The organism is Rhizobacter sp. AJA081-3 (genome assembly GCF_017795745.1).
Classification (GTDB): domain Bacteria; phylum Pseudomonadota; class Gammaproteobacteria; order Burkholderiales; family Burkholderiaceae_C; genus Piscinibacter.
In genome coordinates, this window is sequence record NZ_CP059067.1 from 4,793,121 (window position 1) to 4,806,833 (window position 13,713).

7 protein-coding genes are annotated in these 13,713 nt (G+C 71.0%); 2 read left to right on the forward strand and 5 right to left on the reverse strand.

Annotation, left to right across the window (positions count from 1 at the left end; all coding sequences use genetic code 11):
* A complete protein-coding gene (locus HZ992_RS22730; RefSeq protein ID WP_209384071.1) occupies positions 1-972 on the reverse strand; it encodes a TerC family protein in 972 nt (323 codons plus the stop codon).
* A 261-nt stretch (positions 973-1,233) separates the two neighbouring features.
* Here HZ992_RS22730 and HZ992_RS22735 point away from each other — a divergent pair, with 261 nt between their 5' ends.
* Positions 1,234-1,596, forward strand: coding sequence for a phage holin family protein (locus tag HZ992_RS22735; protein ID WP_209384072.1), 363 nt, complete (start codon positions 1,234-1,236; stop codon positions 1,594-1,596).
* Here HZ992_RS22735 and pbpC read toward each other — a convergent pair.
* From pbpC to HZ992_RS22745, 3 genes are all read right to left on the reverse strand, one after another.
* Positions 1,585-3,711 carry a penicillin-binding protein 1C gene (pbpC, locus tag HZ992_RS25935; protein ID WP_245213228.1) on the reverse strand — a complete coding sequence of 709 codons (2,127 nt, stop codon included), beginning with the start codon at positions 3,709-3,711 and terminating at the stop codon, positions 1,585-1,587. The two genes, HZ992_RS22735 and pbpC, sit on opposite strands and share 12 nt — an antisense overlap.
* On the reverse strand, positions 3,708-9,488 hold the full coding sequence (locus HZ992_RS25940; protein WP_245213236.1) for an alpha-2-macroglobulin family protein: 5,781 nt from the start codon (positions 9,486-9,488) through the stop codon (positions 3,708-3,710). Before HZ992_RS25940 ends, pbpC begins: the two co-directional genes overlap by 4 nt.
* Before the next feature lie 124 nt (positions 9,489-9,612).
* Positions 9,613-11,184, reverse strand: coding sequence for a M48 family metalloprotease (locus tag HZ992_RS22745; protein WP_209384074.1), 1,572 nt, complete (start codon positions 11,182-11,184; stop codon positions 9,613-9,615).
* A gap of 85 nt (positions 11,185-11,269) precedes the next feature.
* Here HZ992_RS22745 and moaC point away from each other — a divergent pair, with 85 nt between their 5' ends.
* Entirely contained in the window at positions 11,270-11,752 is a 483-nt protein-coding gene (gene moaC, locus HZ992_RS22750) for a cyclic pyranopterin monophosphate synthase MoaC (protein WP_209384076.1), read from the forward strand.
* 13 nt (positions 11,753-11,765) lie between these two features.
* Here moaC and HZ992_RS22755 read toward each other — a convergent pair whose 3' ends face one another.
* Positions 11,766-13,538: a PglL family O-oligosaccharyltransferase gene (locus tag HZ992_RS22755; RefSeq protein WP_209384077.1), complete on the reverse strand. Its 1,773-nt coding sequence runs from the start codon at positions 13,536-13,538 to the stop codon at positions 11,766-11,768.
* Positions 13,539-13,713 lie beyond the last annotated feature (175 nt).

Genomic DNA, 13,713 nt, shown 5'->3' on the forward strand with positions numbered 1-13,713 from the left:
TCAGCGTTCGGGCACTGCGATGCGCGGCGCCGTCTTCACGCTCCACACCATCGTGATGGCCAGGATCGCCACCACCACGCCGAGCGACACGAGCACCGGGATCTTGTAGATGTCGATCAGCATCATCTTCGTGCCGATGAACACCAGGATCACCGCCAGGCCGTAGCTGAGCAGGTGGAACTTCGCGGCCATCGCGGCGAGCAGGAAGAACATCGCGCGCAGGCCGAGGATGGCGAAGATGTTCGACGTGAGCACGATGAACGGGTCGTCGGTGATGGCGAAGATCGCCGGGATCGAATCGACCGCGAAGATCACGTCGGTGATGCCCACCAGCGCCACCACCATCAGCAGCGGGGTGGCGATGCGCTTGCCGTTCTCGACGGTCCAGAACTTCTCGCCGTCGAATCCCTTCGAGACCGGCAGCACGCGGCGCAGCAGCTTCAGCGCCGGGTTGTCGTCCAGGTTCTGCTCCTTGCCCGCGGCCCACCACATCTTGATGCCGGTGAGCAGCAAGAAGGCGCCGAACACATAGAGCACCCAGTGGAACTGCGCGATCAGCCAGCCGCCCACGAGGATCATCACGGTGCGCAGCACGATCGCACCCACGATGCCGTACATCAGCACCCGCTTCTGGTAGGCCGGCGGCACCGAGAAGTAGGTGAAGATCATCAGGAAGACGAAGATGTTGTCGACGGCGAGCGACTTCTCGATCAGGTAGCCGGTGAGGAACTCGAACGCGCGGGTGTTCGCCGCGGCGGCGATGGCGGGATCGTCATGCGTCTTCAGCGCCCACCAGAACAAGGCATTGAAGGCCAGGCTGAGCAGCACCCAGACGATGGACCACTTGATGGCCTCGGGCACCGTGACTTCGTGGGCGCCCTGCTTGCGCAGCACCACGAAGTCCACGAACAGTGCCACCAGCACCGACACGATGAAAAACGCCCACAGCCAATCCGGCGCAACAGTCGTCATTGCAAGACTCCCAGCTTCGACACTCACGATCGGCGGCATGGCTGCCGCCGGAAGGGGTGCCGAAGAGTCTTGCGGGGGTCCGGCGGATGCGAGGCACCGGCTGGAACTGCGAGCCCGGCCGACAGCCTGGCGGCTGCCGACGAATTGACGGGCTGCGCGACGGCATGGCGCCGTTCGCTACTCCCCCTTCAGCGGAGCGGATTTTGCCCGCGAACCGCTTGTCCCCATGAGTTTTGCGGGAATGGCGCTATTCTTGCCGCCATGAAGATCCTCGTCCGCTGGCTCCTGCTGGCCGCCGCCTTGCTGCTGGTGGCCTACCTCTACCCCGGCGTGGCCATCACGAGCTTCGGCTCGGCGATGATCGCGGCCTTCGTGATCGGCGTGTTCAACACGCTGCTGCGGCCCATCCTGGTGCTGCTCACCCTGCCGGTCACGCTGCTGACACTGGGCCTGTTCCTGTTCGTCATCAACGCCTTGATGTTCTGGGCCGCGGCCCAGGTGCTCGATGGCTTCGCCGTCAACGGCTTCGTGGCGGCGCTGATCGGCTCGCTGATCTACAGCCTGATCGGCATGGTGATCGACGTCGCGATGGAACGGCTGTTCTCTCGGCCCTCAGCCGCCTGATCGACGCGCTGCCGCGGCGGCCTTGACCACCGCGCCGCGCACCTCGAAGCGCACCGTCTGCAGCACGCGGCCGCCCGGGCCGAGCAGCGAGAGCTCGTGCCGTCCTGGCCATGGCGACCACGCGAGCGACGAACCCTGCCCGACACACCGGCCGTCGAGCACCCAGGTGCCGTGCTCGCCCTCGAAACGGATCTGCTGCGCCGCCGGCGGGATGTCGGGGTCGAGCGCGTATCGGCTGCCGTCGCGCGGGCTGACGATGCCGAAGACCCGCTGCGGCACGAGCTGGCTGCTGTCGCGCTGACGCGATTGTTCGGTGCCGGCGATGAAGACTTCGTCGCGCGGCGCCTCGCGCTTGGATTCGAAGGCGACGCGTGTGGCGACCACGCCTGCCGGTCGCGCCGGCGCCTTCGACGGCCGTCCCTCGTGCAGCCGCGTCATCAGCGTGTGCCAGATCGGCGCCGCGCCGCTGACGCCGCTGACATCGTGCATCGGCTCGCCGCTGGCGTTGCCGACCCACACGCCGACGGTGTGGCGGTCGGTGAAGCCGACGCACCAGTTGTCGCGCAGGTCCTTGCTGGTGCCGGTCTTCACCGCCGCAAAGCCGCGCGTGGCCAGCGCGCTGGCCAGGCCGAAGGTGCGCGCGCGCGCGCCGTTGTCGGCCAGGATGTCGGCCACCAGGTGCACGGCCGCCTCATCAGCCACGCGGCGTGACGACGCCGCGGCGGACGGCGTGGCGCGCAGCCGTGGCGCGCTGGCCAGGCCACCGTTGGCCAGCGACCGATACGCATTGGTCAGCGCGAGCAGCGTGACGTCGGCACTGCCCAGCGCCAGCGCCTGACCGTGATAACCAGCGGACTCGCTCACCGACAGCCCGAAGGCATTGAGCCGCGCGAACAGCGCGTCCGGCCCGAGCATCGCGCCCACGCGCACCGCCGGCACGTTCAGGCTGGCGCCCAGCGCGGTGCGCGCGCTCACCCAGCCCTTGAATTCGCGGTCGTAGTTCTGCGGCAGGTACAGGCCCGAGGCCGTGGCGATCTGCGCCGGCGAATCGTCGAGCAGACTGGCTGGCGTGATCAGGCGTTTCTCGAAGGCCAGCGCATAGACGAAAGGCTTGATGGTCGAGCCCGGCTGGCGCCGCGCGAGCACGCCATCGACCTGCGCCGCCGCCGAGGTGCCGCCGTTCGCGCCGACCCACGCGAGCACCGCGCCGCTGGCGTTATCGAGCACGACGATGGCGCCGTCCTCGACGTTGCGGCCGCTCAGCTCCGCGAGCTGGTGGCGTAGCGTCTCGATGGCCAGGCGCTGCACACCCGCGTCGAGCGTGCTGCGCTGCACCGCCGGGCCTTGTACATCGATGGCCTGGCGCGCGAAGTGCGGCGCCAATTGCTCGCCCAACGGCATGCCGCCGCCGCGCGACAGCGCGGCACGCGTCTGCAGTTCGATGCCGGCGCAGCTGCGCTGCTGCAGCGCCAGCACCTCGCAGGCGCGCTGCGCGACGCGCTCCGGCGGCGCGTTCGGCGCGCGCACCAGCGCGGCGGTGATGGCGGCCTCGGTGCCGTCCAGTCCGCTGGCGTGCTTGCCGAACAGGGTCTGCGCCAGCGCGGGCACACCGACCAGCTCGCCGCGCAACGGCACGGCGTTGAGATACGCCTCGAGGATCTGGCTCTTCTTCCATTGCCGCTCGAGCTGCGTCGCCGTGACAGCCTGGCCGATCTTCTGCACCACGCTGCGGCCCGCGGCCGGGCGCGCGAGGCCGTCGTCGATCAGGCCGGCGAGCTGCATCGTGAGCGTCGAGGCGCCGCGCGTGCGCGTGTTCCACAGGTTGGCCCAGGCGCTCGAAGCCACCGCCTGCCAGTCGACGCCGCTGTGCTCGTGGAAACGTTTGTCCTCGCTGAGCACGATGGCGCGAAGCAAGGCCGGCGAGGTGTCGGCCAGCGGCACCCAGGGCAGCCGGCGCACCGACTTGTCGACACGCAAGGTCTGCACCGGCACGCCATGGCGGTCGAGCAACGTGATCTCGGACGGCCGGTGCGCGGTGCGCACCTCGTCGAAACTTGGCAGCGCCAGCGCCGCCGCGGGCAGCGCGCAGCACAGCGCGAGCAGCGCGCGTTTCACGGCGCCACCTCCACCGCCGCGTTCGGCAACTCGCCGAAGGTCTCGGGCGCGTACATCGCCTCGACACGCGTGGGAGGCAGCGCAAAGCGGCCGGGGTTGTTCAGCCGCACGGTGTACTCGATGACGTGCCTGCCGCGCGGCAGGTATTCGAAGTAGCTGCGGAAGGCCTCGAAGCTGCGCTCCTCGTAGGCAGCCCAGGCGCTGCCCTCCTTCTTCTCGCCGCGCGTGGCGATGGCCGAGTCGCGGCCCAGGCCCGAACCGAGCAGCGTGGCGCCGCCGGGCACGGGGTCGCTGACGACCACCCAGGTCATGTCGGACTGCGCTTCCACCTCCAGCCGCACGCGCATCACGTCGCCACGCGACCAGCGCGCCTTGTCCTTCTGCTCCACCGCGCTGATGCTGCGCGAGATGGCATAACCCGCGCGCAGCGGCACCTTCAACGGGATCGCGGCCAGGCTCTGCACGGTGAGCCAGGGTTTGCCGGCGCCTTCGTGCGTGACGGCCAGCGTGCCCGGCTTGTCGGGCCAGGGCAATTGCATGCGGCCGCCGTCGGCCTGCGCTGACCAGTCGATGGCCTGCGACGCGCCACCCGCCGACGCCACGCTGCGCCCGCCGACCTTCTCGGCTTCGAACTTCGCCGAGAACTTGTCGAGTGCGAGCGAGCCCCACAGGTTGGCGGTGGTGGTCAGCCAGGCACCGCGCTTCTGCCGCGCCAGGCTGCCGATAACGAGTCGCGGCAGGTCTTCCTTCCACGCAGGGTCGTCGAGCGTGGCGAGGATGAGCTTCGCCGCGTTGGCATCGGCACTGTCCATCAGCCACCACCAGAAGTCGTCGTCCTCGGTGGAAAAGCGCAGCGTGGTCCCGGCGAAGGTCAGGCGCGCACGCAGGATCTGCTGCACCTCCTCCAGCCGCTTGGCCTGATCGGGGATGCCGTTCACGCGGCGCAGGATCGACAGCCAGTCGATCAGCGCCGCCGTCGGCCAGACGTTGGGCGTGAGGTTGACCGAGCCCAGCATGCGTGCCTGCGCACGGCCGTGGCGCGCGAGCGCCTCGATGGCGGCGAGCTTGCGCACATCCAGATCCGGCTTGGGCGACCAGAACTTGCGCTCGATGCGGCCTTCGACGAAGGCGGTCAACCCGTCGAGCATCGCGTCGCGCGCGGCCGCCGGCAGCGTGAAGCCGGCCTCGTGGGTGGCGGCGACGATGTAGGCCGTGAGCCGGTCGCTGCCGCGCGCGCCGTCCTCCGCGCGTGGCGGGAAATAGTTCGCCAGGCCGTCCTTGTCGAGGTAGGTCGGCAGGCTGTTGCTCACCGCATTCCACAGCGCCTCGTCGCGCAGGCCCACCGCCTTCGAGGTCTTCTGCTCGAGGCAGCTGAACGGGTAGGTCTCGAAGAAGCGCCGCAGGCCCGGCAGCGCGCCGCTGAGCCTGGGTTGCAAGGCCACGGCGAGGCCACCGCGCTTGGTGCCTGAGATCGGCATGGCATCGGCGGGAGCGGCCACCGGCAGCGAGAACGGCGCGTCGAGCTGCGCGAGCGTCGCCTGCAGCACGCGCACCGGCACCGCGGCGCTGACGAGCTGCGTGAGCTTGAGGCGGTCCTTCGCGGCGCCGCCGGTCTCGTCCACCGCGGCCTCCCAGGCGATGCTGAAGGCCTCGGCCGGCACGTCCACCGGCCAGGTGATCTCCTGCGCCGCGCCGGCGGCCAGCGTCAGCTCCTGTGGCGGGAAGTTCAGCGGTGTGCGCACGATCTCCGCGCCGCTGCCGCTGTTCGCCGTGCCCGCGAGCGTGGCGCGCAGCTTCATCGTCCGCGCCGTGGTGTTGCGCAGCGTGAGCATCGCGGCGAAGCGGTCGCCCTCGCGCACCAGCGGCGGCAGCCCGGAAAGCACCTGCAGGTCCTGCGTGACGCGGATGCTCGTGCTGCCGCTGCCGAAGCGCTGCACGCCTTCGTCGGCCACCGCGACGAGGCGGAAGCTGGTCAGCGAATCGTTCAGCGGCACCTCGATCAGCGCCTCGCCGTTGGCGTCGAGCACGACGCGCGGGTTCCACAGCAGCAGCGTGTCGAACAGCTCGCGCGCACCGCCCCTGCCTCCGCCGCCGCCCGCCGCCACCGCCTTGCGGCCGTAGTGGCGCCGGCCGATGATCTCGCTCTGCCCGGTGGCCGTGCCCACGCCCCAGGCACGCTGCTGGATCATCGCGTGCAGCAGGTCCCACGACGCGTTGCCACGCAGCGCGAGCAGGCCTTCGTCGACCGCTGCGAAGGCGACCTCGGTGCCGGCCAGCGGCTTGCCCTGGTAGGCCACCTTGATGCGCGCCTTCACCTTCTGGCGCACCGCGTACTGCGGCTGGTTGGCCGTCACCGTGACCTGCAGCTCGTGCTCGGCCAGGCCCACCTGCAGGGCGGCGACGCCGAGCTTGAAGGCCGGCTTGGCGAGGTCGACCATCGCGGTGGGTGCGCGGTAGTCGGGTCCCTCGTCGCGGAAGGCGCGCCACCAGTCCAGCGGCTGCTTCCATCCCCAGGCGAAGAACGAGTACCACTTGACCTCGCGGATGCGCCCGCGCAGCGCCAGCACGCTGACGTACACGTTGGGCGCCCAGGCCTTGTCGATCTTGAGCGTGATCGTCGGGTCGTCGCCGCGCAGGGTGATCACGCGGGTGTCGATCACGCCCTCGCGCTCGATCGCCACCAGCGCCGTCGCCTCGCGGAAGGGCATGCGCACCTGCAGCCGCGCCGTCTCGCTGGGCTCGTAGCGCTTCTTCTCGGGCAGCACGTCGATGCGGTCGTCGTTGTCCTGCGCGAACCAGAGCTCGCCCTGTTTCGTGACCCACACGCTGCCGGCCGCCTGCGCGACGTGGCCCGCCGCGTCCTTGGCCTGCACGACGAGCTCGACTTGGCCAGCCGTGTCGAGCGTGGCCTCGCAGGCGAGCTGGCCGCGGTCGTCGCTTGCGCCGCTGCACAGCACCCCGAGATCCTTCACCTCGGTGCGGTTGTCGTAGGCGTAGAAGCCGCCGACCATGCGCTTGCGCGTGCTGATCACCTGCGCCAGCCGCGCGCGCACTTCGAGCGCCTGGCCCTTGATCGGCTTGCCGGCCATATCCAGCGCCAGCGCGGTCACATTGACCTTGCCGCGCGCGCTGGCCCAGGAGCCGGTGCGGATGCCCGGCACCACCGCGCTCGGCCACAGGCGCAGCGTGGTCGAGGCGGTCTGCACCTCGCCGTTGGGGTCGTTGTAGGTGACCTCGGCCACAAGCTCGCTGGGCCGCGTGATCTTCGGCAGCTCCTTCAAGGTGAAGCTGGCGGCGCCGTTGCGATCGGTCGTCAGCGGCAGCTTGTCGGCCACCAGCCGGCCTTCGCCGCGCGAGCCTGCTTCGTCGTCCGCCTCCTCGCCGCGGGCGAGATCGCGCGGCGGCTGGAAGCTGAACTCGTCGTAGCCGGCCACGCCCGCCGGGCGCTCGCGCAGCAACGCCGAGGCCTTCAAGGGCGCATTGCCCATCGCCCCGCCGGAGAAGAAGTTCATCTGCACGGCGATGGGCAACGTGGCCGGTGCGACGGGCAGGTCCTTCGGGCCGCTGATGCGCGCATCGACCAGCGGCAGGCGGAACTCCTCGACGCGGAAGTCGCCACTGCTCCAGCTGCGCCGTTGCCGTTCGTCTGCGCCGGTGCGCTCCAGCACGATGCGGTAGCTGCCCAGCTTCGCCGCGGCCGGGATGTTCCAGGTCGACAGCGCGCTGCGCGTGCCGTTCCAGACCAGCGGCTGCACGAACTCCTGGCCGCTGCCGTCGTGCACGATCTTCAGCTGGTTCGGCAGCGCCTCGGCCGGGGGCGCCGCGAGGCCGGCCGAGGTCTCGACGCGCACGAAGTGCTTCATCGACACCGTCTCGCCAGCGCGCAGCAGCGAGCGGTCGAGCACGCTGTGCACGCGCAGCTCGGGCTGCGGGCCACTGGCGGTCGGGTGGTTGAAGCGCCAGGGCTCGATGCCCTGCTGCCAGCTGCCGAACACGAAGGCCATGTCGGCCACACCCTTGGCGTCGGTGTGATGCGCAGTGACGAACAGGCCGTCGTCGGACGGGCAGCCTTCGAACTGCGAATCTAAAACCTGTGCCGCACGCGCCAGGCCGTTCGCATCGGTGCGGCCCTTCCACAACGGCTCGCCTCGGCAATCGTGGATGACCACCTCGGCGCCTTCGACGGGCTTGCCACGGTCCAGCGAGGTCACCCACACCACGGCATTCTCGCGCCCGTGCTTGAGGTGCACGCCGAGGTTGGTGACCAGCACGCCGGTGCGCACGTACATCGGCGCCTTCTTGTCGAGCAGCGACTCGCCCAGGCGCCGCGACTCGATCTCGACGACGTGGAAGCCGGGCTCGGCCAGCGGGATGCCGACCACCTCGAAGGGGCGCGGGTCGCCGCCGGCGAGCTGCGGCAGCTCGATGCGGCGTGCCTGCGCATCGCCGGCCAGCAGCGAGATCTCGCGCGTGGCCACCATGCGCTCGATGCGCTGCTTGACGACGCGGCCCTTGGCGTCGCGCTCCTCGGTGGTGTCGTACCAGTCGCGCTGCGGCAGGCCCAGCTCCTGGGCGGTCAGGCGTGTCTCGTGGTGGCGGCGCAGCTTCGCGTACCACTCGAGCACCTGCGCATCGCCGAGCACGCGGCGCACGCGCAGCTGGCCCTGGCTGGCGGCCGGCCGCAGCTCCCCCTGCACATGGCGCAGCGTGACGGGCAGCACCGCCTCGCCGCCCTCGCGCTCGAGCACGCCGAAGGGCGCAGCGGCGAACTTGGCGATCGGCGGCGCGTCGCCGCTGGCCACCTTCAACGGGAAGCTCGCGGCGTTGGCCAGCACGCGGCCGGCGTTGTCCTTCAACCCGGCCGGCAACTCGATGGTGAAGGCGGCGTTCTCCGGCAGCGGCGTCGGGAAGGCGAGCTGTTGCACCTCGTCCGACTTGTCGTCCTTGTCGAACACCGGCGCGAGCGCGGCCCCGGCGGCCGGTTTCAGGCGCGCCTGCGCCGCCAGCGCGCGCGGCACCGGCGCCGAGAAGCCGAGCGTCATCGGCCGGATCGGCAGGCAGGCCGCGCCGGCACGCTCGCGCTCGCAGCTGAACTCGGCGGTGAAGGGCTTGCGCACGCGGTACTCGAAGCGCTGCTCGACCGAGGTGAGCCCCTTCGGGTTGGCCGACGCCGCGATGCCGCGGCCCCAGACGAGGCGCAGCCGCACGTCGTTGGGCAGCGGGCGCTGGCAGGTGACGAGCAGCACGCGATCAGCCAGCTTCTCCAGGCGGCGCGCCTTGAGCACGGCGTCGCGCGCCGCACCGGTGACGATGCCCAGCGGCACACGCTCGCCGATGCCTTCGACCTCGCACCAGGCGTTGGCTGCGATGCTCTGCGCGGTGGCCGCGCCGCTGAGCTGCAGCAGGAAGTGCTGGTCTTCCTCGATCGTCGCGCCCTCGTAGGGCTGCGTGTTCAGCACCGCCGGCCCGCCGCTGCCGAAGGCGAACTCGCTGGCGCCGGTGAGCGTGCCGTTCAAGGGCTTCCAGCCGGACCGCGCCTTCAGCGTGCAGCGAGTGCCGGGCGGCAGCGGCGTTTCGAAGTCGTAGAGCCAGACGCGGTCGTTGGCCCAGCGGCCCTGCCCCGGCGGCACGGGGCCTTCGCAGGCCACCGCCATCGGATCGGCCTGTCGCAGGTCGCCGAACGGCACCACCGCCTCGCTGAAACGCACGGTGAGCTGGCGCACCTGGGCGACCTCGCCGCGCGGGCTGACGCTGGTGATGGTCGCACCCTGCGCCATGCCGGCTGTTGCGGCCGAAAGAAGAAGCGCCCTGGTCCAGCCCGTCAGCGTGATTCGCATTGCGTCCCCGCGAGTGTGCGTCGCGAGGCAGTTTATGCGGGCGCCGGGCCCGGCCTTCGGCGGCTCAGCGGGACTCGCGCTCCTCGGCCGCCAGCGCGCGCTGCTGCGCCTGCAGGTCGCGCAGGCGCGAGTCGATGACGGACGACTCGATGAAGTCCGTCGCGCCGCCGCCTTGCGCAAGGCGCTGCCCGGCGCGCAGCCGGTCGATCGCGCCGCGCAGATCGCCCATCGCGTATTGCGCCTCGCCCTCGGCACGCAGCGAGCGCAGGGGCTGGCCGAGCTTGGCCCAGGTGCGCGCGAGCAGCGACCAGGCAAGCACGTCGCCGGGCTTCGCAGCCACGCGCGTCTGCAGGTCCTCGGCGCTGCGCTTGAGCGCGAGCTCGCCGCCGGGGCCGGCGGCACCGGCCAACGCGAGATCGGCCGACATCAGCATCACCGGGCGGCTCGCGTCGGCAGCCAGCGACTTCAAACTCGCCGCCGCACCGGCCGCATCGCCGCGTGCGAGCTGGGCCTGCACCTTCAGCAAGGTGACCCAGCGCGCCGCGCGCGCTTCGGGGCGCGCCACGTCGGCGAGCACCGCCTGCGCGCGCACGATCGATGCATCGGCACGGTCGGCATCGCGCAACAGGATCGAGGCGAGCGCGCTGCTGTAGGCATCGGACAGGCGCTGCGCGGTGGTGAGGTCGGGCCGCGTCGCGTCCAGCGCCTGCCAGCGGCGCAGCGCGTCGACCCGCGTGTCCATCAGCACGCGCGAGCGCGCCTGTGCCAGCGCATGCTCGAAGCCCGTGCCGCCCGGGCCTGGGGCCGCGCGCGCCGTCGCGGTGCCCATGCGGGCGCGCGCCTCGCCGATGCGCTCGGTGGTCAGCGGGTGGCTGCGCAGGTAGGGGTAGCCGCCGCTGTCGTTCAGGCGCGAGGACTGGTCGAGCTTCTCGAACATCGCCGCCATGCCGCCCGGCGAGAAGCCGGCGCCGGTGAGCACGGCGAAGCCGATGCGGTCGGCCTCGCGCTCCATGTCGCGCGAGAAGTTGAGCTGGCCCTGGATCGACGCCGCCTGGCCGCCGGTCACCACCGCGGCGACGCCGTCGGTGCTGTTGGCCCGGCTGGCGGCGATCACGCCGATGATCATCGCGGCCAGGCCGATCAGCGACTGCCGCTTGCTGTTGGTGATGCCGCGCGCGATGTGGCGCTGCGTGACGTGCGACAGCTCGTGCGCGAGCACCGCGGCGAGTTCGTCGCGCGAGCCGGTCAGCGCGATCAGCCCGAGGTGCACGCCGACATAGCCGCCGGGCAGCGCGAAGGCGTTGACGCTGCGGTCGCGCACGAGGAAGGCTTCCCAGGAGAAGCGGGTCTCGATCTCGGCAGTGATGTTGCCGTTGGCGCGCGCCTGCGCGACCAGCGGCGACCAGATGGCCTGCACGTACTCGAGCAGCAGCGGGTCGTCGAGGTAGTCGGCGTCGCGCCGCACCTCGCGCATGATCTGCTCGCCGACGCGGCGCTCGGTGACGACGCCGAAGTCCTCGGTGGCGGCGTCGCCCAGCGCCGGCAGGTTGTGCTGCGCCCTCAGCGGCGCGGCAGGCAGCACAAGCGTTGCGGCGCACAGCGCGGCGAGCAGTCGTCGGGAGAAGGGGATGGGCATCGACACGGAAGTGGGGACGGCCCTTCGAGGCCCGCCCAATGCGCCGCTATCATGCCCGCGAAACGTTTCCCGAGTGTTTCCTCCCATGACATCCCCGCTGACGCACTTCGACACCCACGGCCAGGCCCACATGGTCGACGTGTCGGCCAAGGCCGAGACGCACCGCATCGCGCGTGCCACCGGCACGATCCGCATGCAGGCGGCGACGCTGGCGCTCATCCAGGGCGGCACGGCGAAGAAGGGCGACGTGATCGGCATAGCTCGGATCGCCGCCATCCAGGCGGCCAAGCGCACCTCGGAGCTGATCCCGCTGTGCCACCCGCTGCCGATCACGCGCGTGGCAGTGGAGTTCGAGATCGATGCGGCCTCGCACAGCGTTCGCTGCACGGCGCAGGTCGAAACACACGGGCGCACCGGCGTCGAGATGGAGGCGCTGATGGCCGTGCAGATCGGCCTGCTGACCGTCTACGACATGTGCAAGGCGGCCGACCGCGGCATGGTGATGGACGGCATCCGCGTGCTCGAGAAGCACGGCGGCAAGTCGGGCGACTGGGTGGCCACGCCCTGACGATGGCGCTGCTTCAGCGGAAGTCGGTGTAGTCGTAGCGCTTCGCGGGCGGCTCGCACTGGAACGGCGGCGTGGCGCCTGCGGCCACGGGCTTGCCGCAGGCCGCAAAGAAGTCGTCGGACAGCGGGTTGCGGAACTCGCGCAGGCGCTGGGCGATGTGGCGCGCGCGGTCGGTATGCCCGGCCTCGTCGAGCGCGGTGGCCCAGGCGATCATGATGCGCGTGTCCAGCAGGTAGTGCGGCGCGCGCTCGAAGGCTTCCATCTCCTGCGACGGGTGCTCCACCGTGGTGGCGGCCGCGTAGTCGGCATGGTGGCCGAAGAACCAGCTGCGCCGACCCTCGGCAATGCGTTGCGACAGCGGCGATGCGTTGTCCGGCGGAGCGAAGATCACCACCACGCGGCGGAAGTCGTAGAGCGACGCGGCGCTGCCGGCCATCACCACCAGCGCGGCGAGCACCAGGGCATTGACACGCGAAGCGGGCGCAGCCGCGGCGGGCACGCGCACTCCGAGGCACAGCCCGAACGCGAACACCGCCGGCAGCAGGAAGTAGGCGTACCACAGTGGGTACTCCAGCAGGCTGTGCAGCGAGATCATCAGCACCATCACCAGCGCGGCGCGGCGCATCGCCACGTCGTCGGCCTCGCCCGCCAAGGCCAGCGACCAGGCCCGGACCAGCGCCCACAGCAGCAACGCCAGCACCAGCGCCGCCAGCGGCAGGCCGAGCTCCACCGCGAGTTGCAACGGCAGGTTGTGCGTGTGGTCGAAGAAGGCCACCGGCCGGCCCGGGAACACGTTCAGCGACCAGGCGAAGTTGAACTCGCCGAAGCCCACGCCCGCCCAGGGGTGCGCGGCGATGAGCGAGAGCGTGTTGGCCCAGATGCCGAAGCGCGAGCTGGAGATGTCGGACTTCTGCATCTGCACTTCGCCGCCGAAAACCTCGTTGTGCTGGTGGGCCCAGAAGGTGATCAGCGCGTACAGCAGCGCGTAGGCCACGGGCGCCAGCCACAGCTGCACGCGCGTGCTGCGATCCAGGCGGCGGTCGGCCAAGCCCCACAGCGCCAGCAGCGCGGCGCCGATCATGCCGGTGCGCGAGGCGCTGAGCACCACGCCAGCCAGGAGCAGCAGCAGCACGGCCGGGGCGAGCGCACGCGGCAGACGTTGCGTCTGCGCCAGCCAGACCGCGGCGATCATCGACCACAGCAGCAGGCTGCACAGGTGGTTGGGTTGGCGAAGGTTGCCCACCGCGCGGTCGCCGAGCGTGCTCACCGCGATCCAGTTGCCGTCGGCGAACTCGGGGGCGTAGACCTGCACCAGGCCGATCACGACGCTGGCGAGCCCGGCGGCCAGCAGCGCGAAGCAGAACGCCGCGAAGGCCTCGACACCGAGGCCGGTGCGTTGCACGCCCACCGCGATCACGACGGTGAGCACGGCGGCGCCGATCATGCCGACCGCCGACAGCGACAAGGTGGAGGGCAAGCCCGTCCACAGCGGCGCCACCAGGGCAGCGAAGGCGAGCAGCAGGAGTGCTGCGATCAGCGCCAGCGCGCCGGAGTCGGCGCCGGTCACCGCCCGCCGCGACGGCAGCGACGCCCCGAGCAGCATCAGCCATGCAGACCAGCCGATCAGCGCCGCCACCTGGTTGAGGAAGGTGGCCGAGGGCGGCACGTTGAAAGCGATCAGCGCTGGCGCCACCACGGCGGCGGTCGCTGCCGCCGCCCCTGCAGCAGCTGGCAGGGTGGTGTTCCGGAGCGTGGCGCCTTGGCGCACGTGCGTGTCGGGGCGCATCGGGTTTTCGTTTCGTCATGCCACAGGGCTGGCGCGGATTGTCGCCGCAGGCGCGTCAGACTCCCCACAACTCATCGTTTGGTGCATCGGCTTCTGGCTCGGACCAGAGCGCTGGGCAGCAAGAGCGCACTCGACACTGCGGCGAGTCGCAGCGAAGCGGGGCTGAGCACAGCAA